General features: G+C 68.6%; 19 protein-coding genes. 11 read left to right on the plus strand and 8 right to left on the minus strand.

The genetic code is table 11. The annotated features are described in order from the left end of the window. Positions 1 to 88: 88 nt before the first annotated feature. A complete protein-coding gene (locus FJ887_RS01210) occupies positions 89 to 1765 on the minus strand; it encodes an amidase (protein ID WP_137824529.1) in 1677 nt (558 codons plus the stop codon). 94 nt (positions 1766 to 1859) lie between these two features. On the opposite strand from FJ887_RS01210, the gene FJ887_RS01215 reads away from it, so the two are divergent. From FJ887_RS01215 to FJ887_RS01225, 3 genes are read left to right on the plus strand one after another with little or no spacing between them, the layout of a single operon-like run. Next, entirely contained in the window at positions 1860 to 3365 is a 1506-nt protein-coding gene (locus FJ887_RS01215; RefSeq protein WP_140954840.1) for a purine-cytosine permease family protein, read from the plus strand. Positions 3366 to 3382: 17 nt separating this feature from the next. After that, positions 3383 to 4051: a TetR/AcrR family transcriptional regulator gene (locus FJ887_RS01220; protein WP_171006957.1), complete on the plus strand. Its 669-nt coding sequence runs from the start codon at positions 3383 to 3385 to the stop codon at positions 4049 to 4051. 4 nt (positions 4052 to 4055) lie between these two features. Next, complete coding sequence (locus tag FJ887_RS01225; RefSeq protein WP_249356523.1) at positions 4056 to 5117, plus strand: agmatine deiminase family protein; 1062 nt, start codon at positions 4056 to 4058, stop codon at positions 5115 to 5117. Positions 5118 to 5268: 151 nt separating this feature from the next. Here the strand turns inward: FJ887_RS01225 and FJ887_RS01230 are convergent, their stop codons facing one another. Next, positions 5269 to 6807 carry an alanine/glycine:cation symporter family protein gene (locus tag FJ887_RS01230; RefSeq protein ID WP_137824452.1) on the minus strand — a complete coding sequence of 513 codons (1539 nt, stop codon included), beginning with the start codon at positions 6805 to 6807 and terminating at the stop codon, positions 5269 to 5271. Positions 6808 to 7122: 315 nt separating this feature from the next. Here FJ887_RS01230 and FJ887_RS01235 point away from each other — a divergent pair, with 315 nt between their 5' ends. The 4 genes from FJ887_RS01235 (at position 7123) to FJ887_RS01250 (ending at position 12927) form a co-directional block, all read left to right on the plus strand. Then, positions 7123 to 8754 carry an ABC transporter substrate-binding protein gene (locus FJ887_RS01235; protein WP_137824453.1) on the plus strand — a complete coding sequence of 544 codons (1632 nt, stop codon included), beginning with the start codon at positions 7123 to 7125 and terminating at the stop codon, positions 8752 to 8754. Between the two features lie 200 nt (positions 8755 to 8954). Beyond that, positions 8955 to 10040 carry an ABC transporter permease gene (locus FJ887_RS01240; RefSeq protein ID WP_137824454.1) on the plus strand — a complete coding sequence of 362 codons (1086 nt, stop codon included), beginning with the start codon at positions 8955 to 8957 and terminating at the stop codon, positions 10038 to 10040. Further along, positions 10040 to 11122, plus strand: a complete 1083-nt coding sequence (locus tag FJ887_RS01245; RefSeq protein WP_249356528.1) for an ABC transporter permease — start codon at positions 10040 to 10042, stop codon at positions 11120 to 11122. Before FJ887_RS01240 ends, FJ887_RS01245 begins: the two co-directional genes overlap by 1 nt. Then, positions 11119 to 12927 (plus strand): dipeptide ABC transporter ATP-binding protein, encoded by a 1809-nt coding sequence (locus FJ887_RS01250; protein ID WP_137824455.1) that lies wholly within the window; start codon positions 11119 to 11121, stop codon positions 12925 to 12927. The genes FJ887_RS01245 and FJ887_RS01250 overlap by 4 nt, the downstream gene beginning before the upstream one ends. A 145-nt stretch (positions 12928 to 13072) precedes the next feature. Here the strand turns inward: FJ887_RS01250 and FJ887_RS01255 are convergent, their stop codons facing one another. Continuing rightward, complete coding sequence (locus tag FJ887_RS01255) at positions 13073 to 13732, minus strand: TetR/AcrR family transcriptional regulator (RefSeq protein WP_137824456.1); 660 nt, start codon at positions 13730 to 13732, stop codon at positions 13073 to 13075. A gap of 130 nt (positions 13733 to 13862) precedes the next feature. On the opposite strand from FJ887_RS01255, the gene FJ887_RS01260 reads away from it, so the two are divergent. Next, positions 13863 to 14543: an NADPH-dependent FMN reductase gene (locus tag FJ887_RS01260; protein ID WP_349290509.1), complete on the plus strand. Its 681-nt coding sequence runs from the start codon at positions 13863 to 13865 to the stop codon at positions 14541 to 14543. 245 nt (positions 14544 to 14788) lie between these two features. Further along, the gene (locus FJ887_RS01265; RefSeq protein ID WP_137824457.1) at positions 14789 to 15550 is read left to right on the plus strand and encodes a 3-hydroxyacyl-CoA dehydrogenase; all 762 of its coding nucleotides are present in this window, start codon (positions 14789 to 14791) and stop codon (positions 15548 to 15550) included. A 7-nt stretch (positions 15551 to 15557) separates the two neighbouring features. Here FJ887_RS01265 and FJ887_RS01270 read toward each other — a convergent pair whose 3' ends face one another. After that, entirely contained in the window at positions 15558 to 16325 is a 768-nt protein-coding gene (locus FJ887_RS01270; RefSeq protein WP_137824458.1) for a response regulator transcription factor, read from the minus strand. Continuing rightward, complete coding sequence (locus FJ887_RS01275; protein ID WP_249356532.1) at positions 16322 to 17842, minus strand: sensor histidine kinase; 1521 nt, start codon at positions 17840 to 17842, stop codon at positions 16322 to 16324. The genes FJ887_RS01270 and FJ887_RS01275 overlap by 4 nt, the downstream gene beginning before the upstream one ends. A gap of 109 nt (positions 17843 to 17951) precedes the next feature. Between FJ887_RS01275 and FJ887_RS01280 the strand changes: the two genes are divergently transcribed. After that, positions 17952 to 19244: a CPBP family intramembrane glutamic endopeptidase gene (locus FJ887_RS01280; protein ID WP_171006958.1), complete on the plus strand. Its 1293-nt coding sequence runs from the start codon at positions 17952 to 17954 to the stop codon at positions 19242 to 19244. Between the two features lie 85 nt (positions 19245 to 19329). Here the strand turns inward: FJ887_RS01280 and FJ887_RS01285 are convergent, their stop codons facing one another. After that, positions 19330 to 20586, minus strand: a complete 1257-nt coding sequence (locus FJ887_RS01285) for a sensor histidine kinase (protein ID WP_137824461.1) — start codon at positions 20584 to 20586, stop codon at positions 19330 to 19332. A gap of 68 nt (positions 20587 to 20654) precedes the next feature. Next, positions 20655 to 21536, minus strand: coding sequence for a sensor domain-containing protein (locus FJ887_RS01290; RefSeq protein WP_137824462.1), 882 nt, complete (start codon positions 21534 to 21536; stop codon positions 20655 to 20657). Positions 21537 to 21729: 193 nt separating this feature from the next. Between FJ887_RS01290 and FJ887_RS01295 the strand changes: the two genes are divergently transcribed. Next, positions 21730 to 22407 carry a response regulator gene (locus FJ887_RS01295; protein WP_137824463.1) on the plus strand — a complete coding sequence of 226 codons (678 nt, stop codon included), beginning with the start codon at positions 21730 to 21732 and terminating at the stop codon, positions 22405 to 22407. 14 nt (positions 22408 to 22421) lie between these two features. Here FJ887_RS01295 and FJ887_RS01300 read toward each other — a convergent pair whose 3' ends face one another. Then, positions 22422 to 23453 carry an NAD(P)H-dependent flavin oxidoreductase gene (locus FJ887_RS01300; protein ID WP_137824464.1) on the minus strand — a complete coding sequence of 344 codons (1032 nt, stop codon included), beginning with the start codon at positions 23451 to 23453 and terminating at the stop codon, positions 22422 to 22424. Positions 23454 to 23496 lie beyond the last annotated feature (43 nt).

Genomic DNA, 23496 nt, shown 5'->3' on the forward strand with positions numbered 1-23496 from the left:
GGGCCAATCTATCCGCATATGCGGAGAAAACACACAGGCAAGTCAGTATTTGAGATAGAAATGGAAAAGTTTTTCCGAAACTCCGTCGCTAGGCGGTCGGTTCGGTTCCGGCGGCGAACTCCCAGTGCTCATCGACCGGAGGCAGCGGGCGCGGACCGCGCACCCGCTCGAAGTCCCATGCCAGGCCGAGCAGCGTCGCATCCGTGTAGGCGGCGCCGGCGAAGGTGACGCCCACCGGCATCCTCGTCGACGCCATCGTTCCCATCGACGTCGTCACCGTGGGCACCCCGAGGTGGCGCAGCGCGAGGTTGCCGTTCGAGTAGTGCGTTCCGTTGCGCCATGCGAGGTCCGCCGAGGTGGGATCGCGATCGGCGTCGGCGCCTCCGACGTCCGCGTTCGCGGGGAAGACGACGGCGTCGAAGCCCTCATCGTCGAGCCAGTCCTCGAGCAGTCGGACGCGGAGGTCCTCGAGCTCCCCGAGCGCCTCGGCGAACCCGGGGATCGCGGTGATGTCGATGCCGGAGGGGTGGGCGCGGGCGACGGCGACGATGTCGTCGTAGCGGTTGAGGTTGTCGGCGACCTCCGGATAGCGATCGGGCAGCGCTCCGGCGGGCAGCGGGAAGAGGAGGGCCGGGTCCGCCTTGAGGAGGCTGTCCAGTGCCGGGTCCCCGTTCGCGCGGAGGAAGTCGTCCCAGCCGAAGGCGGGCAGGGTGGTGAATTCGTGTTCCATCCAGCCGTGGGGGAGGTCGGCCGCCTCGGCGAGCCTCTCGTGGGTCGGACTTGTGCCCTCGTACTCGTCGATGAGCGGGAAGTCGGTCTCGATGACCGTCGCCCCTGCCGCTTCGAGACGTGCCCGCGTGTCCTCCCACAGGGCGCGCACGTCGGGGTGGACCTCGATGATCGGATCCGCGCCGAGGTAGCGGCGAGGGGCCGCGAGCCGCGCCCCGGCGAGCATGCCGGGGCGGCCGATGACCCGGAAGTCCGCGGGACGCCACTCGCTCGGACGCGGCAGCGGGACGGCGGTCTGGAGACGCCAGAAGTCCCCGCGCGTCTCAGGGTCGTCGGCGACGAGGACATTGAGCACCTCGAGGAGGTCGGTGACGGACTTCGTGTGCGGGACGACGACGTCGCGGGTGGGGAACAGGGGCCAGTTCCCGCGCAGGGAGATGAGTCCGCGCGAGGGGGTGTAGGCGACGATGCCGTTGTTCGAGGCGGGGCTGCGGCCCGACGACACGGTCTCCTCCCCGAGGCCGAACTGGCAGAGTGAGGCGGCCACGGCGACGCCCGAGCCGTTCGACGACCCCGACGCGTAGGCGGCGGCGAGGAAATCCCGGTTGAAGGGACTCTCCGCGCGCCCGTAGAGACCGCGCTGCATGCCGCCGTCGGCCAGCGGCGGCATCGTCGTCTTGCCGATGAGAACTGCGCCCGCCGCGCGGAGGCGGGCGACTGAAAATGCGTCCCACCGGGCTTCGAGGTCGGCGAACGCCGGTGACCCTGCGGCGACCGTGAGGCCGGCGGCCATGAACGAGTCCTTGACGGTGAAGGGGATTCCCTCGAGAGGGCGGACTGTTCCGGCGGCGAGCCTGCGGTCGGACTCCGCAGCCTCGGCATGGGCCGCCGGGTTGTCGACGACGACGGCATTGAGCGCGGGATCGGCCGCGATGCGGGCGAGGTGGACATTCAGCAGCTCTGCGGCGGAGATCGCGCCCGCAGTCAGCTGTGCGCGGAGTTCGGCGATCGTGATGGTCGGCGGCACTGGGGTCATCATTGCTCCCGGTCTCAATGGCGATGTCAGTCATTGACTGAAAATTCAGTCAGTATTACGATAGCCGACACAATGACGTTTCCAAAGGAGTGAGATGGCGAACTCAGCACAACGACGTGCGCAGACCCCGGGCGCAGCCTGCGACATGGGAGGGAAGGCGGACCGGTTCGGTCGCGTCGAACGCGCAGGCGTCGACTTCGTCCCGATCGCGGCGCGTCGATCGACGCCGGGAAACCTCTTCCGCGTCTTCGTCGGCGGCAACCTCGCCCTGTCCGTGGTGATCTTCGGGTGGCTGCCGATCTCCTTCGGGCTCAGCTTCTGGCAGGCGGTTGCCTCGAGCGCCGTCGGTCTCGTCATCGGGCTCGGACTCATGGTGCCGATGACGCTGCTGGGCACCCGCACCGGAACGAACAATCCCGTCTCCAGCGGCGCCCACTTCGGGATGCGTGGGCGCCTGCTCGGATCGACGCTGACGCTCCTCTTCGCCATCGCCTATGCGGCGATCGCCGTGTGGACCTCCGGGGAGGCGCTCGTCGCCGGAGCGCACCGCCTCTTCGGGACCGCGCAGAACGACACGGCGTTCCTCATCGGCTACGCGATCATCGCCGTCGAGGTCGTGCTCATCGCCCTCTTCGGGCATGGGACGATCGTCGCCCTGCAGAAGGTCATCATCCCCGTCGCCGGCATCCTGCTCTGCCTCGGCGTCGTCGCCTATGCTCCCGGGTTCGATCCTGCGGCGCCGGCCGAGGGCTACCTTCTCGGCGACTTCTGGCCGACGTGGCTCTTCGCGGTGACGATCTCGATCGGCGGTCCCCTCTCCTATGCGCCGTCGGTCGGCGACTACACGCGACGGATCTCGCCGCAGAGATTCAGCGACCGGCAGGTGGCTCTGGCAGCCTCGGCGGGGATCTTCACCGGCCTCTTCGCGACCGCGGTCTTCGGTGCGTTCACCGCTTCGACGTTCCCAGCACTCTCGGAGTCCTATGTCGCCGACCTCGTCGCCGCCGCCCCGACCTGGTATCTCGTCCCACTGCTCGTGCTCGCCGTCTTCGGCGGCTTCGGTCAGGGCGTCATCAATATCTACGCCAGTGGACTCGACCTCGAATCGATCATCCCCCGCCTCTCGCGCACCCAGACGACGCTGATCACCTCGGGCATCGCCGTCGTCGTCATGTACCTCGGAGTCATCGCCACCGATGCGATCTCCTCGATCACCGCGATGACCGTCGTGCTCAACGCCTTCGCCGGAACGTGGGTCGTCATCAACGGCATCGGCTTCCTCGTCGCCCGTCGGGGCCGCTACGACCCGGTCGCCCTTCAGCGGTTCGGATTCGGGCTGAGCGGCGGACGGTACTGGTTCTCCCGCGGCTGGAATCTGCGGGCGGTCATCCCGTTCCTCGGCGGCGCGACCGCGGGCCTCCTCACCGTGCAGAACGAGCTCTACGCGGCACCGCTGGCCGACGTCGCCGGTGGCGTGGACATCAGCCTGCCGGTCTCGATGATCGTCGGCGGGGGACTCTATTTGTGTGCGCTGCGGGTGTGGCCGGAGACTGGTGTCGACGACGACGCACCGGCGCCCGCCGAGGAGGCACGCCGATGAGAGAGGCGGGGCCGACCATGGCGAAACCGGATGCAAGCGCGCGGATCCTCGAAGCCACCCGCGAGGAGATCGCGGAGAACGGAGTGCGCGGGCTGCGGGTGCAGAACGTCGCGAAACGAGCCGGCGTCTCCCTGGGACTCGTCTACTACCACTTCGAGGACCGCGCAGGCCTGCTCACGGCCACAATCGACTCCGTCAACCAGGCCGTTGAAGAGCGTGTGCTCCACCCGGCGACCGATGACGACGACGTCGACACCATCATCGACCAGCTCGTCGGCGAGGTCGGTGACGCAGCCGGCCTCCGGGGGGATTCCGTCGTCTGGAACGAGATCCGCGCGATCGCCGTCTTCGAAGCCGAACTCCGCGACCCGCTGGCCGCGACGACACAGGAGTGGGAGAAGCGCTTCGGTCCGCTCCTGCGCTCCCTCGGCCTCACCGAGGCGGTCGTGGCCGAGACTGCGACCCTGCTCACCGTCCTCGTCGAGGGGATCTCGGGACGGTGGCTGAGCGACCAGCTCGACACCGCCGAGGCGCAGCGGCTCATCCGCCGCGGCGCCGCCTCCATCCTCGATGCGGCGACCGCCCGCGAGACCACCCGCGAATCTGCGGCGACCGCCCCACCGGCGACCGCCGAGACCACCACGCAGCCGACCAGCACGGCGACACCACAGACACCCCAAGGATGACGAGATGACGAACACCGATACGACGACAGCGACCGCCGCTCCCGTGGACGGCTCGAGCCCGCACTGGCGGATGCCGAGCGAAACCGCCCCGCACGATCGCGTCTACATGGCGTTCCCGCCCCGCGGACAGTCCTTCGGCGATGCCGAGGACGCCCGGCGGGCGTGGACGGTCGTCGCCCACGCGACCCAGGACTTCGTGCCCGTGACGATGGTCGTCGACCCCGATGACCGAGCCGCCGCCGAGGCAATGCTGTCGGCGGACATCGAACTGCTCACCGCGCCGCTCGACGATGCGTGGATGCGCGACATCGGACCGACCTTCGTCATCGGCGACGGCGGCCGCCGCGGCGCAGTGGACTGGACATTCAACGGGTGGGGTCGGCAGGAATGGGCGCGGTGGGGCAAGGACAGGGAGATCGGTCTTATCGTTGCCGCACATGCCGGCGCCGAGGTGGTCGATTCCGAGCTCGTCAACGAGGGCGGCGGGATCCACGTCGACGGGGCGGGGACCGTGCTCGTCACCGACACCGTCCAACTCGACCGCTTCCGCAACCCGAGCTGGTCACGGGATGAGATCGAGGCGGAGCTGCGGCGCACCCTCGGCGTCGACCGCACGATCTGGTTCCCGCGCGGACTCCACCGGGACTCGCAGCGCTTCGGCACCCGCGGTCATATCGACATCGTCGCGACCCTGCCGGACGAGCACACGGTGCTCATCCACCGGCAGCGGGATCCCCGTCACCCGGACCACCACCTGGGCCCCGTCTACGACGAGGTCCTCGCCGCCGCCTCGGCGCGTGACGGTCAGGAGTGGAAAGTCATCGAGCTCGACGCTCCCGAGCGGATCCGCGACGAGGAGGGGTGGACGGACTACAGCTACGTCAATCACCTCGTCACCAACGGGGCGGTCATCGCATGCACCTTCGACGACCCCAACGATGCCCTGGCACTCGACCGTCTCGCCGAGGCGTACCCGGGTCGCGAGATCGTCGGTGTCGATGCCCGGAACATCTTCGCCTACGGCGGCGGGATCCACTGCATCACCCAGCACCTGCCCGCAGTCTGAGTCGAGACGGCACGAGGCCCGGGACGCCATTGTCCCGGGCCTCGTCGTCTCTGTGCTGCTCCGACAGCCGGTGCGCGCGGTGCAGCGCGGCGCCGTGCGAGCAGTTCAGGGCACTCAGGTGGTGCAGTTCCCTGCTCGCACCGCGCGGCACTCAGCCCTGCGGCACCTGCTCGCCGGCCTTCATCCTCGCCCAGCGCTCCTCCCAGAACGTCGCATTCCTGATGCCGACGGCCTTGGGGTCGAACTCGGGGTCGAGGCCGAGCTTCTGCTGCCGCTCGAAGTCCCGCAGCAGCTTGAACGCCGGCTGCTGGAGGATGAGGATGCCGACGATGTTGAGCCACGCCATGGCACCGACGCCGATGTCGCCGAGCGCCCACGCATCGCTGGGGTTGTCGTTCATCACGCCGATGGCGACGGCGATGAGGATGAGCACCTGCAGGGCGCGGGTGCCGATCGTGAGGAACACGGGGTTCTTGAACTTGCCGAGCAGGTAGACGAGGTTCGTCTCCGCCATGTAGTAGTAGGCGACGATCGTCGTGAGCGCGAAGAGGAAGATCGAGATCGCGATGAAGCTCGCGCCGATGCCCGGGAAGATCGAGTCGAGACCCGACTGCGGCCAGCCCTCGCCCGGCGTCGTCTCGAGGGACTCGACGAGCTGCCCGCGACCCGAGCCGATGATCTCGCCTTCGGGGCTGAGCACGCGGTACATGCCGGTCGACAGGATCATGAAGGCCGTGGCCGAGCAGACGAAGAGGGTGTCGATGTAGACCGAACCGGCCTGGACGAGCCCCTGCTTGGTCGGGTGGGACACCTCGGCGGCGGCAGCGGCGTGGGGACCGGTGCCCTGACCGGCCTCGTTGGAGTAGATGCCGCGCTGGACGCCCCACTGGACGGCGAGGCCCATGATGCCGCCGAAGGCCGCCTGCGTGCTCGTGTCGATGCCGAACGCGGACTTGAAGATCAGCTCGATGACGGGCACGATCTGGTCGGCGTTGAGGAAGGTCACCGCGATCGCGGCGATGATGTAGATGAGGGCCATGAACGGCACGGCCAGCGACGCGAAGTGCGCGATGCGCTTGACGCCGCCGATGACGATGAAGGCCATGATGACGACGAGGGCGAGGGCCGTGACCCAGGTCGGCAGGTTCCATGCGTTCGTCACCGCACCGCCGATGGCCCGCGACTGGACGCCGGGCAGGAGGAACGACATCGCGAGGACCGTGACGGCGGCGAAGATGAAGCCGTAGACCTTGAAGAACTTCCCGAAGCGCGTGTACTCGTAGCACTTCTCGAGGTAGAAGGCCGGACCGCCGCGGTACTCACCGGTCTTGGGGTCCTTCTCCTTGTACGTCTGGCCCAGCGTCGACTCGACGTAGGAGGTCGAGGCGCCGAGGAGGGCGGAGATCCACATCCACACGACGGCACCGGGCCCGCCGAAGCCGATCGCCGTGGCGACACCGGCGATGTTGCCGACGCCGACGCGTCCGGCCAGCGACATCGACAGCGCCTGGAACGACGAGACGCCGTCCTCGGAGCTCTTGCCCCGGAACATCTGCGTGAAGATCGACTTGATCTTGCGGATCTGGACGGCGCGGGACCGGATGGTGAAGTAGACACCGGCACCGAGGCAGAGGTACACGAGTGCGGATGACCAGATGATCCCATTGAGCCATTCGATGACTGCGGACACGTTCTTCCAATCGTTGTTTCGTCGGCGGGTGCCGAGGCGGCGGGGGCAGCAGCTGCGCCACGTCGCAAGGAACCTTACCCAAGAGAATGATGTGGCTTGGCTGTGAGCCACCTCATAAGTGAAGCCGATTGTGAGCTGGGACGCAAATTCGCCGGTGAGGCCCGTCGATTCGCGGATCGCGAGGTTGCGAAATGGTTTCGACATCAACCATTTTCTGTGGGGCAGTTCACTATTTGGGACGGTATCCGTAAGATGTGACCCGGATCTCTCCGAGCAAAGACGACACGGAGAGCACACGTGGAAGACAGGAACACAATGAATCGTCGAACTGGTGTGAAGGCCGCAGCGCTCGCTGCCGCCGGCGCCCTGCTTCTCTCGGCATGCTCGACCTCGACCACCGGCAGCGACGCCGGTGGCGACGGCAGCGCGCTGACAGTCGGCACCACCGACAAAGTGGTCGCACTCGACCCGGCCGGAGCGTACGACAACGGCTCCTCACTCGTCGAGCAGCAGATCTATCCGTACATCCTCGCCTACAAGCCCGGCACCGCCGAGCTCAATCCCTCGATCGCCGAATCGGCCGACTTCACCGAGCCGAAGAAGTACGAGGTCAAGCTCAAGGACGGGCTCAAATACGCCAACGGCAACGACCTCACCTCCTCTGATGTGAAGTTCTCCTTCGACCGCCAGCTCAAGATCCAGGACCCCAACGGACCGTCGTCCCTCCTCGGCGGCCTCGAATCGGTCGAGACCCCCGACGACAAGACGGTCGTGTTCAACCTCAAGCGGGAGAACGACCAGACCTGGCCGGGCGTGCTCGCCTCGGCGGCGGGACCGATCGTCGATGAGGACGTCTTCTCGCCCGACGCGCTCACCCCGGACCAGGAGATCGTCGACGGCAAGGCGTTCTCCGGTCCGTACACGATCGACAGCTTCAAGTTCAACGAGCTCATCACGTACAAGGCGTACCCGGACTATCAGGGATACGTCGAGCCGGCGAAGACCGACAGCGTGCAGATGCGGTACTACTCCGACGCGAACAACATGAAGCTCGACGTCCAGAAGGGCACGATCGACGTCGCGTGGCGCTCACTGTCGGCGACCGACATCGAGGATCTCGGCAAGGACGAGAACCTCACCGTCCACAAGGGCCCCGGCGGGGAGATCCGCTACATCGTCTACAACATGGACACGATGCCCTTCGGCGCGAAGACCGACGACCCCGACGAGAAGAAGGCGCTGGCCGTGCGCCAGGCGATGGCCGACTCGATCGACCGTCAGGCGATCGCGAGCCAGGTCTACAAGGACACCTACACCCCGCTCTACTCCTTCGTCCCCGACGGGCTGCCGGGGGCGAACGAGGCGCTCAAGTCCGCGTACGGCGACGGCCAGGGCGGAGCGGACGTCGAGAAGGCGAAGAAGGCCCTCGAGGATGCGGGAGTGCAGACGCCCGTCGACCTCAACCTCCAGTACAACCCCGACCACTACGGTCCGTCCTCGGGCGATGAGTACGCGCTCATCAAGGATCAGCTCGACAAGACGGGGCTGTTCAACGTCAACCTCCAGTCGACGGAATGGGTCCAGTACTCCGAGGACCGCACCTCCGACGTCTACCCGATGTACCAGCTCGGGTGGTTCCCCGACTACTCGGACGCCGACAACTACCTCGTGCCGTTCTTCTACGACACGGATGAGACGCCGAGCTTCCTCGCCAACCACTTCCGTGACGACCAGATCAACAAGGAGCTCACGGATCAGGCGTCGATCGCCGACAAGGCCGAACGCGAGAAGCAGCTCGGCACGATCCAGGATCAGCTCTCCGAGCAGCTGCCGACGCTGCCGCTGCTCCAGGGCAACCAGATCGCCGTGTCCGGCAAGGACGTCAAGGGCGTCGAGGAGACCCTCGACCCCGCGTTCCAGTTCCGCTTGGCGCTGCTGAGCAAGTGAGCACCACGCGACTCGTGACCCGTCCCGGCCCGCGCCGAGGCGGCACCGAGCAGCGACGGTCACATCCCTGACCGTCGCCACCGAGGTGCAGGTGAGCCGACCGCTCGCCTGCACCTCGGTGACGCGTGCGCCCGGCGGCGCATCCGCGACTCCGCTCAGTCACGACGGCGATCCTGTCACGACGACATCTCGAAGGAACCATGTCTGCAGCCATCAGCCAACCCGAGGCGGCCGAGCCGACCGCCGCGGTCAAGAAGGCCCCGGGGAGCGGCCTGGGACGCTACGTCCTCATCCGCTTCCTCCTCATCATCCCGACCATCTTCATCCTCACCACTCTGGTGTTCTTCCTCATGCGGATCACCGGCGACCCGATCACCGCGGCACTCGGCGGACGCCTGACCCGGGAGCAGCTGGCCGAACGCGTCGCCGCCGCCGGCTACGACCGGCCGATCCTCGTCCAGTACTTCGAGTACATGGGCAACCTGCTCCGCGGTGACTTCGGGACCACCGTCTCCGACGGCCAGCCCGTCACCGAGGTGCTCCTCACCTACGGGGCGGCGACCGTCGAGCTCGTCTTCTACGCCCTCATCGTCGCGTTCATCATCGGCATCCCCTTCGGCATGATCGCCGCGTACAAGCGCGACAAGACCCCCGATGCGGTGCTGCGCATCCTCGCGATCCTCGGCTATGCGACCCCCGTGTTCTTCGCCGGCATGATCCTCAAGCTCGTCTTCGGCGTCTTCTGGCCGATCCTCCCGGTGGCCGGTCGGGGCACGACGGAGACCGAATACATCATGTCCGGGGTCGTCGATCCCACCCGCTTCTACATCATCGACGCGATCCGCATCGGCAACTTCGAAGTCCTCGGCGACGTCCTCGCCCACGCGGTCCTCCCGGCCGTGGCGCTCGGCATCCTCACTGCCGGGGTCTTCCTCCGTCTCGTGCGCACGAACCTCATCGGCACGCTCGGCCAGCAGTACATCGACTCCGGCCGCTCCCGTGGAATCTCCGAGTTCCGCCTCGTCACGAAGCACGCCTACCGGCCCGCGCTGATCCCCATCATCACCGTCATGGGCATGCAGATCGCGCTCATGCTCGCCGGCGCCGTGCTCACCGAGACGACGTTCGAATGGAAGGGCCTCGGCTTCAAGCTCGCCGAGTACCTCACGGCCCGCGACTTCGTCGCCGTCCAGGGCATCGTCGTGTTCCTCGCCGTCATCGTGGCGTTCACGAACTTCCTCGTCGACGTCATCGCCGCCTTCATCGACCCCCGAGTGAGGTACTGATGTCCGCATCCCACCCGGAGAAGACCGGGATCACCGAAGCGCCGGAGAGCGCCCAGGAGACCTTCGCCGAGGCGGCCCCCGGCACCGGTGTCCCCGCCGTCGTCCTCGATGAGAAGGCGAAGAAGTCGTGGTTCAACCGGCTGCCCATCGTCTCCCATCTGCGTCAGTCCGTCGGCCTGCAGCGCGGCATGCTCATCACGGGTCTCGTGCTCTGCGGGCTCGTGCTCATCTGCGCGGTCTTCGCCCCGCTCATCGCCCCGTACGGCTACAACCAGCTCGGCACCTCCGAGGGGAACTTCGGGGCCACGCTGCCGCCGAGCGCCGAGCACATCTGGGGCACGACCGTCGGCGGCTATGACGTGTTCTCCCGGGTCATCTGGGGAGCCCAGACCGCGGTCGCCGTCATCGTGGTCGCCGTCGTCGCCTCCCTCTTCCTCGGCGTCGCCCTCGGCCTGATCTCCGGCTACCTCGGCGGTTGGCTCGACCGGATCCTCGTCGTCATCGCCGACGCCGTCTACGCGTTCCCGACCCTGCTGCTCGCGCTCGTCATGGCGATCGCGATCTCCGGGGGACAGTCGAGCGCCTGGGGCGGCATCGCCGCTGCCGCGCTGTCCATCACCGTCGTCTTCATCCCGCAGTACTTCCGCGTCGTCCGCGCCGAGACCCTGCGGCTGAAGGCCGAGCCCTTCGTCGAATCGGCGATCGTCCTCGGGGCGTCGAAGACGCGGATCATCGGCAAGCACATCTTCCGCAACGCGACGCGCACGCTGCCGCTGATCTTCACCCTCAACTCGTCCGAGGCGATCCTCACCCTCGCCGGACTCGGGTTCCTCGGTTTCGGCATCGAACCCACCTCGGCGGCGGAATGGGGCTACGACCTCAACAAGGCGCTGCCCGACGTCACGAGCGGCGTGTGGTGGACCTCGGTCTACCCGGGTCTGGCGATCGTGCTCACGGTGCTCGGCTTCACGCTCGTCGGGGAGTCGATGAACGACCTCAACGACCCGCGCCTGCGGGTGCGGCGGAAGGCGAAGACGAAGGCCGGCGCCGCCGGTGCACGCGATCGAAAGGCCGAAGCATGAGCGCCCATCAGACAGGCAGCGGAACGACAGGGTCGGGACCGATCCTCGACGTCGACCACCTCGACGTCACCTTCTCCACCGACGCCGGTGACGTCCACGCGGTCAAGGACCTCTCGCTCGAGGTGCGTCCCGGCGAAGTGCTCGCGATCGTCGGCGAATCCGGCTCGGGCAAGACCGTGACCGCCCGTTCGATCCTCGGGCTGCTGCCGGAGACCGCGCAGCGCTCGGGTGCCGTCGTGCTCTCGGGGAGCAACGTGCTCAGCGTCGCCCCCGAGCAGCTGCGGCAGATGCGCGGCTCCGATGTCGCGATGGTCTTCCAGGAACCCTCGACGGCGCTCAACCCCGTGTTCACGGTGGGCTGGCAGATCGCCGAGGGGCTGCGCGCCCATCATCGGCGGGCGAGCCGGTCCGAGCTCAGGACCAAGGCGATCGCGGCGATGGAGCAGGTCGGGATCCCCGATGCCGCCCACCGCTTCGACTACTATCCGCACCAGTTCTCCGGCGGTCAGAAGCAGCGCATCGTCATCGCGATGGCGCTGGCGCTCGGGGCCAAGCTCATCGTCGCCGACGAGCCGACGACCGCCCTCGACGTCACGGTCCAGGCCGAGATCCTCGACCTGCTCCGCGACCTGCGCGACACCACGGGCACCGCGATCGTCCTCATCACCCACAACATGGGCGTCGTCGCCGACCTCGCCGACCGGGTGGCCGTGATGTACCGCGGGGACCTCATCGAGGTCTCCCCGGTGGACACGCTCTTCAGCGACCCGAAGGAGCAGTACACGCGCGACCTGCTCGCCGCCGTGCCGAAGCTCGGCTCAACCGTCGCCGGCAGCCGGAAGGCCGCCGTCGTCGACGAGCGGAACCGGGCGACCGCGCCTGCCGCAGGGGAGGAGCGGGACCCGGCGACCGCCTCGGCGTCCACGCCCACCTCGGTCGAACGCGACGGCGATGCCACCGCCTCGGCGAGGGAGCCCGTCGTCGTCGCGAAGGACCTCGACATCGTCTACCCCGGCGGCATCGGGCGGCCGGACTTCCATGCCGTGAGCGCGGTGAGCTTCGACATCAGAGCCGGCGAGGTCTACGGCCTCGTCGGTGAGTCGGGGTCGGGCAAGACGACGATCGGCCGGGCCATCGCCGGTCTGACGAGGGCCAGCGGCGGGAGCCTCAGCGTCCTCGGGCACGAGATGGTCGGGTTCAAGGAGGGCGGCTTCCGTCCGATCCGCAGACGCATCGGGTTCGTCTTCCAGGACCCGGCGGCGTCGTTCAACCCGCACCTGACGATCGGGGAGTGCATCGCTGAGCCGTTCGCGATCCATCGTCGCGAGATGACCGCGCGCGATCGGCAGTCCCGGGTGCTCGAGCTCCTCGACTCCGTGCAGCTGCCGGCGGAGTACGCGGGGCGCTACCCGCACGAGCTCTCCGGCGGTCAGCGGCAGCGGGCGTCGCTCGCGCGGGGTCTCGCGCTCGACCCCGAGCTGCTCATCGCCGATGAGCCGACCTCGGCCCTCGACGTGTCGGTGCAGGCGAAGGTCCTCGAACTCTTCGTCGAGCTGCAGAACCGGTTCGACTTCGCGGCGCTCTTCATCAGCCACGACCTCGCCGTCGTCGACATGCTCTCGGATCGCATCGGCGTGCTCTACCATGGCCGACTGCTCGAGGAGGGGACCGGCGAGCAGGTGCTCGGGGCGCCGAGCAACGACTACACGAAGCGGCTCATCGCGTCCCTGCCGGTGCCCGACCCGGCCGAGCAGAAGGAGCGGCGCGAGCTCGCGCGGCAGCTGCGGGTCGCCTCAGGGGCGTAGCGCAGCAGCCGCTTTACGGGCGCTGGACCACACAGTGTGGCCCAGCGCCCGGAAGGCGGCTGAATGGCAGAGCGGCAGGGTCGTCGAGCGGCGGGGTTGTCGAGCGGCGGGGCTGCTGAGAAACAGAGCTGCTTCGCGGACGGTCCTACTTGCCGTCGGAGATGAAGTCGAGCATGCCCGCCTCGTTGACGGGCAGCGCGAGGAGACGGTCGAGTTCGGCGTCGTCGGCGTCGATGCCGACGATGCGCAGCGCGTAGAGCGTGAACTCGCGCTCGATCTGGTCGGAGTCGAGCTCACCGCCGGGACGGAACCAGATCGAGAGGGAGTTGCAGATCGAGAGGATCGCCCGGGTCGCGAGCTGCGCGTGGCTGACCCGGAACGCACCCGAGTCGATGCCCGCCTGGATGATGTCGCCGAGGATGTCCCTGGCCTCCCGCTGCAGCGTCTTGATCCGGGCGGCGTTCTCTCCGCCCAGGCGCTCGGTGTCGCGCAGCAGGACCGTGGAGACGGAGACGTTGGCCATGCGGTAGCGGGAGAGGTAGCGCACGGAGACCGCGAGCTGATCGACGGGATCGTCGTCGACCTCGGCGATGACGGCCCGACTGTGCTCGATGTACCACGTGTAGGCTGCGTGGACGAGTTCGTAGAGGGCTTCCTGCTTCGACGGGAAGTAGTAGTAGAGGGCGGAGAGGCTCAGCCCCGCCGCCTGGGCGATATCGCGGATCGACGCACCGTCGAAGCCCTTCGTCGCGAAGGTGTCGCGGGCCGACCGGAGGATGTTGTTGCGGCCGTTCGTTGCTCTCACGTGACCACGCTCCTCGGTCATTGGGGATCGAACATTCTTTCAAGTGGGTTCACTCGCCCCTCGACAATACCGCAGAACCTCACTGTGAGGACCGTCACCCTGCAACTTCGGAATGATTAAAGTTTCAAGCATGTTGTCAGTCGGTGGAGCCGTCGTCATCTCCGGCGCCGGCCCGGTTCCGGCGGCGGATGTCGCCGGTCCACTGCTCACCATCGACAGACAGCGAAGGACATTCATGCTCAAGGTCGCGATCATTCCCGGCACCAACCGTCCCCAGGCCCTCAACCCGCAGGTCGTCGCCTGGGTCAAGGACCAGCTCGACGCCCGAGACGACATCACCGCCGAGGTCGTCCACTTCGCCGACTTCGACCTCCCCCTCCTCGACGAGGTCATCCCCGCCGGTGCCCAGATGTACGCGAACGCCCACACCAAGGCCTGGGCGGCGAAGCTCGACGAGTTCGACGCCTTCATCTTCGTCACGCCTGAGTACAACCACTCGATCTCCGGCTCGCTGAAGAACGCACTCGACTTCGTCGCCGCCGAGTTCAACCACAAGGTCGCCGGCATCGTCAACTACGGAGCCGACAAGGGCGTGCGCGCGGCCGAGCACCTGCGCCACATCCTCGCCAACTACAAGGTCGCCGTCGTCCGCGACCAGGCCTCCTTCAGCATCTTCACCGATGTCACTGACGGCACCTTCACGCCCACCGAGGTGTCCGCCGCACCGTTCGCCTCGATGGTCGATGACCTCGTCGCCTGGGGCGGCGCGCTCAAGGGCGTCCGCGAGGACGCCGCCTCCGTCACCGTCTGAGCGAATCACCCAGCCCGCCTGCCGTGTCCGCGGCCGGCGGGCTGTGTCGTGTCCGGACGACCTCGCCGAGGCGGCCGGACCTCGGCGCCGGGAACGCCGGTGGCCGCGGGCGGCCGGGCACCACCTCGGCGAGTGACCCCCTGTGATCTGGGCGACACCGCTGGGGTAGGGTCGGATCAGTGAACGATCGCTCAGCGCCGGACCCGGCGCCGTGATCCCCGCCGTCCCCGACGCGAAGGAATCCCATGGACATCACAGACACAGTCGCCCTTGTCACCGGCGGAGCCTCGGGGCTCGGCCGCGCCACCACGGAGACGCTGCTCGCCGGCGGGGCGCAGGTCGTCATGGTCGACCTCAACGCCGAGGTGGGGGAGCAGGTGGCCCGCGAACTCGGCGACCGTGCCCACTTCGTCGCCGCTGACGTCACCGACGAAGCACAGGTGCAGGCAGCCGTCGACACGGCCACCGCGCTCGGCTCCCTGCGCATCGTCGTCAACTGCGCGGGCGTGGCGACCCCGGGCAAGCTCGTGTCGAAGAAGGGCCCGCTGCCCCTCGACGCGTTCACCAAGGTCCTCGCCATCAACGTCGTCGGCACCGTCAACGTCTGCCGCCTCGCCGCCGCCGCAATGCAGCAGGAGGAGCCGGTCGGCGAAGAGCGCGGCGTCATCGTCAACACCGCCTCGGTCGCGGCGTTCGACGGCCAGATCGGACAGATCGCCTACTCCGCGTCGAAGGGCGCGGTGGCCGCGGTGACCCTTCCGATGGCGCGCGAACTCGCCGCCTCGCTCATCCGCGTCGTCACGATCGCCCCCGGCATCTTCGAGACGCCGATGATGGCAGGACTGCCCGCCGAGGCGCAGGAATCGCTGGGGAAGTCCGTGCCCCACCCCGCGCGGCTGGGCAAGCCCGCCGAATACGCCCAGCTCGTCGAATCGATCGTCGCGAACCCGATGCTCAACGGAGAGACGATCCGCCTCGACGGCGCGATCCGCATGGCGCCGAAGTGATCTGAGGTCAGCGGGACTCGTTGACGAGCAGGGCGAGCTGGACGCGGGTGCTCACCTCGAGCTTGTCGAAGATCCTCGCGAGGTGGGTCTTCACGGTCGCTGTCGAGACGAAGAGCGACCGCGCCACCTGGGCGTTCGTCATGCCGCTCGCCACCGCCTCGGCGATCTCCCGTTCCCTCGCGGTCAGCGCCGCGAGCGGATCGGGGCGATTCGGCTGGGCAGGATTCCGCATGCTGCCCGGGCCGCCCTGACCGGTCGACCGTCCGAAGGCTCCGGCAAGGAACGCGTCGTCACGGCCGGTGCTGCTGCCGGCGGTCGGGACCCCGTCCTGCCGCTGCGGTGCGCGGCCGTCAGCCGATCGCGCCTGGTCGAGCAGCGAATCCATCACTCCGGGTGAGAGCGTGCGCGTGCCGCCGGCGGCGGCGCGCACCGCGTTGATGAGCTCATCGGGCGGGGTGTCCTTGAGGATGTAGCCGGCGGCCCCAGCGCGCAGCGCCTCGTGGACGAATTCGTCGGTGCCGAACGCGGTGAGGACGAGCACCTCGGGGCGGTCGGCCTGCGCCATGAGCGTGCGGGTCGCCGCGAGCCCGTCCATGACCGGCATCCGCAGGTCCATGAGGATGAGATCGGGAGCGAGCTCACGGGAGAGGGCGACGGCCTCCTCGCCGTTGGTCGCCTCGGCGACGATCTCTATGTCCTTCGCGGCGCCGAGGAGGAGCGTGAGTCCCGAGCGCATGAGCGACTCGTCGTCGGCGATGATGATCCTCAGGCTCATGCGGTCTCCTCGGTCGACGGGGCGGAGGCGGGGCGGGCGGTGGGCCGCTGGTCGGGCACCGCGCGTTCGAGACTCGACCGTCCGTGCTCCTCGGTCTCCGGGTCGGCGCTGTCGCGGGTCTGCCGCGCGCTGTCGTCAGCGGGTGCGGAATCCGGTGAGGCGCTGAGTCCGGGCGCGGGAATCCGCGCGCGGAGGACGAAATCGGGTCCGGTGGTGACCGTGAGGTCGCCGCCCATCGCCTCCATCCGCTCGCGCAGGCCGAGCAGTCCGAGCCCGGATCCGGCGATCGGCGACATCTGAGGCGGCACCGCGGTGCTGCGTCCGGCGCCGACGGCACGGTGGCGCGTCACCGGGTTGCTCGCGGTGAGCAGCAGGGCGTCTCCTGTGGCGTCGACGGCGACGGTGATCGTCAGCCGCGCGCCGGGCGCGTGCTTGACGGCGTTTGTCATCGCCTCCTGGACGAAGCGGTAGATCGTCGTGCGTTCAAGGGCGCCGAGGCTGTGGAGCGATGCGGCGGTGAGCGGCGGTTCGTAGACGAGGTCGACGCTGTCCGCACGGCCGCGGACGAGTGGTTCGAGGTCGGGATCGACGACGGTGCCCTGGTCGTCGCCGCGCAGCATCGTCAGCACTTCGCGCAGTTCGACGCCGGAGCGGCGGGCGCTGTCGGCGATGAGCCTGGCACTCTCGCGCACCGACGCCGGGTCGAGATCCTCGCGGACGGAGAGCGCACCGGAGTACATCGCGATGACGCTGAGGTGGTGTGACAGGGAGTCGTGCATGTCGCGGGCGATGCTCCGGCGCACCTCGGCGATCGCCCGCTCCTGCCGGGACTGCCCGCGCAGGAGTGTCTGGGCGGCGGAGTCGATGAAGCCCTGCTCACGGGCACCGCGGATGACGCCGATGACGACGATGATCGACAGGGACGACAGATTGAAGAGGTAGACGGGCAGCTGGAAGCCGCCGAGGGCCGTGGGGGTGATGACGTAGGCGAAGGTGAGTGCGGCGATCGAGACGAGGAGCGTCGAGATGGTGAGGAGCCAGTTGCGCCGCGCGCACAGCGTGATCATCAGCAGCCCCGACGACGCGATTCCGAGGACTCCGATGGTTCCGAAGGCGACGCCGATGAGACCGAGCGTGACGGGAATCCACCCTCCGGTGTGCCGCTGCAGGGATTCGACCGATCCGTCCCGGTCGAGGAACGTCTCGCCTCCGCGGCCACTCGTCGACAGGAATTCCCGGAGCTTCTCAGCCGCCAGGACTTTGGGCCTCAGCGTCGAGCGGGGAACGGTCCGCCCGTCGAGCCAGAGGACGATGGGCAGGCAGGCCAGGGAGATCGCCCCGAAGACGATGTGGATGGTGATCTCGGCGTTTCGGCTGAATTCGTCGACAGCGGGATCGTTCGGGTTCGACCAGTTGGCGGCAATGAGACCGGCAACGATGAGTGCGCCGATGACGAAGCAGATCGTCGTCCAGAGGGCGGCGCGGAAGAAACGGTGGTGGCGGGCGCGAAAGGGCACCCTTCGACGATACCCGGGCGGTCGCCTCGGCGAGGTCAGCCGAAAGGATGAGAATGTCCATGCCGATGACGGACAGCGGCCACGGGCGGACCGTGGAACGGTGGAGAGCATGAGCCCTCGAATCCCCACCGCGTATCTGCGTCTGCTCCGCGATCTGCCGGGCAACCGCTGGTTCAAGCCCGCCCTCCTCGTCGGGCTTGCCGCACTGTACTACCTCGTCTTCCTCGTCGGACTCCTCACCGTCGTCGCCGTCTGGTTGGGACTCAGTGCCGACGATGTCGACACCGCCGTCGCCGGCATCGACGATCTCAACACGGTGACGGGTCTCCTCACGATGCTGCTGTCCGTCATCCTCATGTGGCCGACCCTCGAACTGGCGATGCTCACCGTCTACCAGCGCTGGTTCTTCCCGCTCATCTCCGTGCGGAGGAGCGGCGGGGCAGCAGGGTCAGGGGTCAACGCTGAGGCCGCTGCGGCGACGGACCCGGCTGGTGCGGAGGCCGACCCGGACGGACTGAGGGCCGATGCGGCGGCGGACCCTGCTGGCACGGGGTTCGACGGGAGGGGCGACGGCGCAGACGGCTCGTGGGCTCAGCAGACCCGCGCTCGGCCCAACTCAGTTCCCGGAGGGATGCGGTGGCGGCTGCTGGGGCGGTATCTTCTGCTCTCGTTGGTGGTGTGGGCGGTCGGTCTCGTCGTCCTCGGGATCATCGCGCCTGAAACGGTCGCCATCGAACACGGCGTCGCATGGGGGCACCAGCTCGCGCTGCAGCTGGTCCTCGTCCTGCTGCTCGTCCCACTCCAGGCGATGAGCGAGGAGCTCGTCTTCCGCGGGCTTGCGATGACCGTCATCGGCAGCTGGATGCGTCATCCTGCGTGGGCACTTCTCCTGCCTATCCCGCTCTTCGTGGCCGGACACATCTATGATGTGCCCGGTCTCATCAGCGTCGGGATCTTCGCCGTCGTCATGGGTGTGCTCACGCTGAAGACGAACGGGCTCGAGGCGGCGATCGCCTTCCACACGGTCAACAACCTCTTCGCCTTCGGCTTCGGCATCATCGCCGGCACCGATCTCAATGCGACGGACACGCCGCCGGCGGTGCTCGCGGTCGGCACTGCCGCGCCGATCGTCTTCGCGCTCGTCGTCATCCTCGACGCCCGTCGTCGTGGTCCCGAACTGCGGGTGCCGCGGACTGCAGGCACAGTCGGCGCGATCGGCCCCGGTGCGACAGTTGCGCGACGACCTGTCCGCGCCCATCGCGACCTGGGCCCGGGAACCCCCTCCGGCGTGCCCGCACCGGGACTGCCCTCACACCGTGAAGCGCACCCCCGTGAAGTTCCTCCGCCACGCGGCGACCTCGGTCGCGATGTCGTCGAGGACAGCCTCGGCGGATGGATCTGACGTCGCGGCCGACCGTGGCGTCACGGGGATCTCCCGCCGGGTTCGCGTCGCGGGCCCGGCCCCCGGAGTGGAGGCGCCGATGCGCTCACACCGTCGGCAGGACCGCGGTGATGGCGAAGCCGCCCTCCTCTGTGGGTCCCACGGTGAGTCTGCCGCCGAGTGCCTCGACCCGCTCTCGCATGCCGGTGAGACCGAAACCCGCTCCGGCCGCAGTCTGCGGGTCCGGTGCGATCCCGTTCCCCGCGCCGGCAGCGGTTCGGTTCCGCGCGCTGGGCGCGCCATTGACGACGGAGACGACGATCCCGGCGTCCACGGATGTGACGTCCACCTGGATCGGCGCTCCCGCGGCATGACGCAGCGCGTTCGACAGGCCCTCCTGAACGACACGGAAGGCGGTGAGACCGGCTGTCGGAGCGACGCGGGCGGAATCGGGCGCGAACTCGAGGTCGACGTGTGCGCCCGTGCTCCGCGTCGCCGAGACGAGCCCGGGGATGTCATCGATCGTCGGCTGCGGTGCCAGATCGGCGTCGTGGCTGCCGCGGAGGACAGCGAGGAGTCCGCGCATCTCGGTGAGCGCCTGCCGGGCGGATCCGGCAATCGAATCGAACTCCTCCCGGCTGCGCTGGTCGAGGTCGGGCAGCCGGTACTGCGCCGTCGTCGCCTGCACGCTGATGACGGACATGCTGTGTGCGACGACGTCGTGGAGTTCCTGGGCGATGCGGTTGCGGTTGTCGAGTTCGGTGCGCTTGGCCGCCTCCGCGGCACCGAGCCGACGTTCGGCGGCCAACTGACTGCGTCCGGTCAGCCACAGGCGCAGCAGGACGGCGATGCCTCCGACCCCGGCGGTGATCGCCGCGGTCGTGATCGCGTTCGCGAACGCTCCCTGGAAGGCCCCGGCGTGCGGGAGGAGCAGGCTGCCCGCGCCGATGACGGCGCTGACCGCCCAGGCGGCCACAAGGTGGGGCCAGCGGTGACGGAGACCGAGGACGATGCAGGTGAGTCCGAGGGCGATCGTCGTCGTCACCGCCCACGGCCAGACGAGACCGGAGGTATGCGCAGTCGCGGCGATGCCGGCGGCCGAGGACACCGCGCCGACGACGACGGCGAGGGTGGGCAGGCGAATCGCGAGGACGGGGGCGACCGCCTGACCGAGGGCGATGAGCATCGCGACGACGACCCACATCCCGTACGCCGAGGCGAAGACGGGCCAGCCGACGGCCACGAGCACGACGGCGGCGAGGATCGTCGTCAGCCAGTACCAGCCGTCGGAACCGATGAGCGCCTGCAACTGGGTGGGCTCCTGCGTGTCAGCAGGCTCGAGCGGCGCGGTGGGCGTGTGCATGTCAGTGGTCTCCTGCGATTCGGACGATCGCTGTGGTGTGGGGGACTGCGGCGGTCGGATGAGCGTGGTCATCGTGACACCGTCTGGGCGGTGTCCACCACCATCGTGTCAGTGGCGTGTGACACAGTCGAGGCAGTGGGGGTCGACAGGACGCCGCTCGACGAGGACGCAGGAGTCGATGTGCCCCATGCAGCGGTGCCGGGTCGACTCGCCGGGGTCGGCGCTGTCACGACTGGATTGAGCCCCGCGGTGACCGCGGCGACCTCGAGCAGCGCCATGGCATGGAGGACGAAGGGGAAGGTGAGGAGAAGGACGAGACCGGCGGCGAACTGGAAGGTCGCCTCGGCAGTGAAGCCGAGATCGACGACGGGTGACCGGTTCCATCCGGCGACGATGAGGTCGATCAGACCCGATCCGTCGTCGGGGAGGAAGCGGCCCCACCAGAAGTAGGTGAGTCCGCCGAGCCCGCCGAAGAACCAGGACACTGCGACGCTGAAGGTGACGATGCGCACGGGCAGGGCGAAGAGCGATTCGAAGAGCAGGTCGAGCCAGCGCCTCCCGTCGCCGATGATGCTCAGCCACCCCCGCAGCCCGTGCCCGCGAGGACGATGAGGCACAGCGGCGAGCGGGGCACCCCACTGCCTGACACGGGCGCGGGAGAGATCAGCGAAGCTCGAGGCGACGACGAGGACGACGGGAAGGAGAAGGACGCCGACCCAGATGACCGCCGTGCCCAGGGCCAGGGCGAAGAGCGGAATGAGGATGATGACGGCCGCGACCGAGACTGCCAGACCCGGAACGACGAGGCGAGCATCGCGACCGAGGGTGCGGACCCGGCGCGACCACCCTGAGCCGTGGCTGTGGGGTGTCGCTGCCGGGTCGCTCGGTGGTCGGTCGGCGGACGCGGGCGCGACAACGGTGTGCGGTGGCTGCGCGGCGAAGGTGTTCATCAGGCTGCTCCTCTGTGTTCTCGGATCGACGAGGGGTTCGCCGACGAGAGGCACATTAGGGAGGCGGTCTGCGGTCGCGCATCATACTCAGGGGTGAACCTGGCAGCCGCCGAGGTGGTCCTCGCGGCCGACGTCGCCAGGCGGTGCCCGTGTGTGCGACGGTCCGCTGCCTGCAGTCGGGTAGCGTGAGAGCATGCCGGACACTCAGCCCACCCCCATCCGCGTCGCGATCGTCGACGATCAGGCGATGGTCCGTCAGGGGTTCGGAGCGCTCCTCGACGCCCAGTCGGACATGAGCGTCGTCGGCAGCGCCGAGGACGGCGCGCAGGTCGTCGACCTCGTGCGTCGCACCGCGCCCGACGTCATTCTCATGGACATCCGCATGCCGCAGCTCAACGGGCTCGACGCCACCCGGGCGGTGTTCGCGATGCCCGGTGATCACCCGAAGGTCATCATGCTCACGACCTTCGACGCCGACGAGTACGTCTTCGCCGCTCTGCGCGCCGGGGCCAGCGGGTTCCTCCTCAAGGATGCGACCGCCGAGGATCTCATCAATGCCGTCCGCGTCGTCGCCGCCGGTGAGTCGCTGCTCGCCCCGTCGGTGACGCGACGCCTCATCGCCGAATACGTCAGCGGTCCGACGGTCGCAAAGGACACCGCCGTGCTCGGCCAGCTCACCGAACGCGAGATCGACGTCATGACGCTGGTCGCCAAGGGCAGGACGAACGCCGAGGTGGCCGCCGACCTCTTCCTCGCCGAACAGACGGTGAAGACCCATGTGTCACGGATCCTTGCGAAGCTCGGACTGCGGGACCGGACGCAGATCGTCGTCGCCGCCTACGAGTCCGGTCTCGTCGTCGCCGGAGGGTAGGGCGCCCTGGCGCCCTACCGGGCGAATCGGCCGCCGAGGCCCTTGAGGATCGTCTCAGCCGGCTCCGGTCGCGCCGCGCGGTAGCCGGTGCCGGCCCAGAGGTGCAGGTTGTCGGGGTCGCCGGCCTGCTTCGCCGCGGCCCGCAGTCCCTTCGTCAGATGGTGCAGCGCCGGATAGGCGTCGAGGGCGATCGGATCGAACTCACGGACGAAGTCATTGACGAGGGCTCGCGCCGGCCGACCGGTGAAGGCCCGTGTCAGGCGGGTCTGCGAATAGACGGCCGGATCCTGGAGGGCGGCCCGGTGCGGTGCCGACGTGCCGGCCTCGTCGGCGAGGAGCAGGAGGGTCCCGACGACGACCGCGCTCGCCCCGGCGTCGAGGAGGGCGGCCACGGCCTCCGCACCGTCGACTCCTCCTCCGGCGGCGATGGGGAGGTCCACCTCGGCGCGGATCTCCCGGACGAGATCGACCGTGGGACGGTCCTCGATCTCGCGAGTCGGATCCGCGGTGCCCGTGTGCCCGCCGGCGCTCGGGCCCTGGACGATGAGGGCGTCGACACCGCGAGCGGCTGCGTCGCGGGCTTCGTCGACCGCAGTCACCGTGGCGGCGACCTGGGTGCCGACGGCGTGGAGGCGGTCGACCACCTCGGTGGTGGGGAGATTGAAGGTCATCGACACGAGCGGCACGGGGTGCGCGACGAGCCAGTCGATCTTCGCCGGGTAGTGGTCGTCGTCGCTGACCGGGTCGCGATCGAGAGCGACTCCGAGGTCGGCGGCCCGCGGTTCGAGGGCGGTGACGAAGCCGTCGAAGGATTCGCGGTCGAGTGCGACGGCATTGGGGGCGAAGAGGTTGACTCCGAACGTCTCCGTCTCCTCGCGCGCGGCCTCGACGAGCGGGGCCATCGCCTCGGCGGTGAGGTAGCCGCCGGCGACGAAGGGGAACCCGCCCGCGCGGGCGACGGCGGCGACGAGGTCGGGGGTCGTGGTCCCGCCGGCCATGGGGGCGCCGATGATCGGCAGGGCGGTGGTCGCGAAGGCGATGGTCATGGTCGCTGCTCCTGACGTCGGGTCTGCTGCCATTCTCGCACTC

This window comes from Brevibacterium sp. XM4083, from assembly GCF_006489205.2.
In the GTDB taxonomy this organism is placed as follows: domain Bacteria; phylum Actinomycetota; class Actinomycetes; order Actinomycetales; family Brevibacteriaceae; genus Brevibacterium.

Coding starts and splice junctions, on each gene's coding strand:
- FJ887_RS01210 (WP_137824529.1), bottom strand. CDS start 1,765: ATGACCCCAGTGCCGCCGACCATCACGATCGCCGAACTCCGCGCACAG.
- FJ887_RS01215 (WP_140954840.1), top strand. CDS start 1,860: ATGGCGAACTCAGCACAACGACGTGCGCAGACCCCGGGCGCAGCCTGC.
- FJ887_RS01220 (WP_171006957.1), top strand. CDS start 3,383: ATGGCGAAACCGGATGCAAGCGCGCGGATCCTCGAAGCCACCCGCGAG.
- FJ887_RS01225 (WP_249356523.1), top strand. CDS start 4,056: ATGACGAACACCGATACGACGACAGCGACCGCCGCTCCCGTGGACGGC.
- FJ887_RS01235 (WP_137824453.1), top strand. CDS start 7,123: ATGAATCGTCGAACTGGTGTGAAGGCCGCAGCGCTCGCTGCCGCCGGC.
- FJ887_RS01240 (WP_137824454.1), top strand. CDS start 8,955: ATGTCTGCAGCCATCAGCCAACCCGAGGCGGCCGAGCCGACCGCCGCG.
- FJ887_RS01245 (WP_249356528.1), top strand. CDS start 10,040: ATGTCCGCATCCCACCCGGAGAAGACCGGGATCACCGAAGCGCCGGAG.
- FJ887_RS01250 (WP_137824455.1), top strand. CDS start 11,119: ATGAGCGCCCATCAGACAGGCAGCGGAACGACAGGGTCGGGACCGATC.
- FJ887_RS01260 (WP_349290509.1), top strand. CDS start 13,863: ATGTTGTCAGTCGGTGGAGCCGTCGTCATCTCCGGCGCCGGCCCGGTT.
- FJ887_RS01265 (WP_137824457.1), top strand. CDS start 14,789: ATGGACATCACAGACACAGTCGCCCTTGTCACCGGCGGAGCCTCGGGG.
- FJ887_RS01270 (WP_137824458.1), bottom strand. CDS start 16,325: ATGAGCCTGAGGATCATCATCGCCGACGACGAGTCGCTCATGCGCTCG.
- FJ887_RS01280 (WP_171006958.1), top strand. CDS start 17,952: ATGAGCCCTCGAATCCCCACCGCGTATCTGCGTCTGCTCCGCGATCTG.
- FJ887_RS01285 (WP_137824461.1), bottom strand. CDS start 20,586: ATGCACACGCCCACCGCGCCGCTCGAGCCTGCTGACACGCAGGAGCCC.
- FJ887_RS01290 (WP_137824462.1), bottom strand. CDS start 21,536: ATGAACACCTTCGCCGCGCAGCCACCGCACACCGTTGTCGCGCCCGCG.
- FJ887_RS01295 (WP_137824463.1), top strand. CDS start 21,730: ATGCCGGACACTCAGCCCACCCCCATCCGCGTCGCGATCGTCGACGAT.
- FJ887_RS01300 (WP_137824464.1), bottom strand. CDS start 23,453: ATGACCATCGCCTTCGCGACCACCGCCCTGCCGATCATCGGCGCCCCC.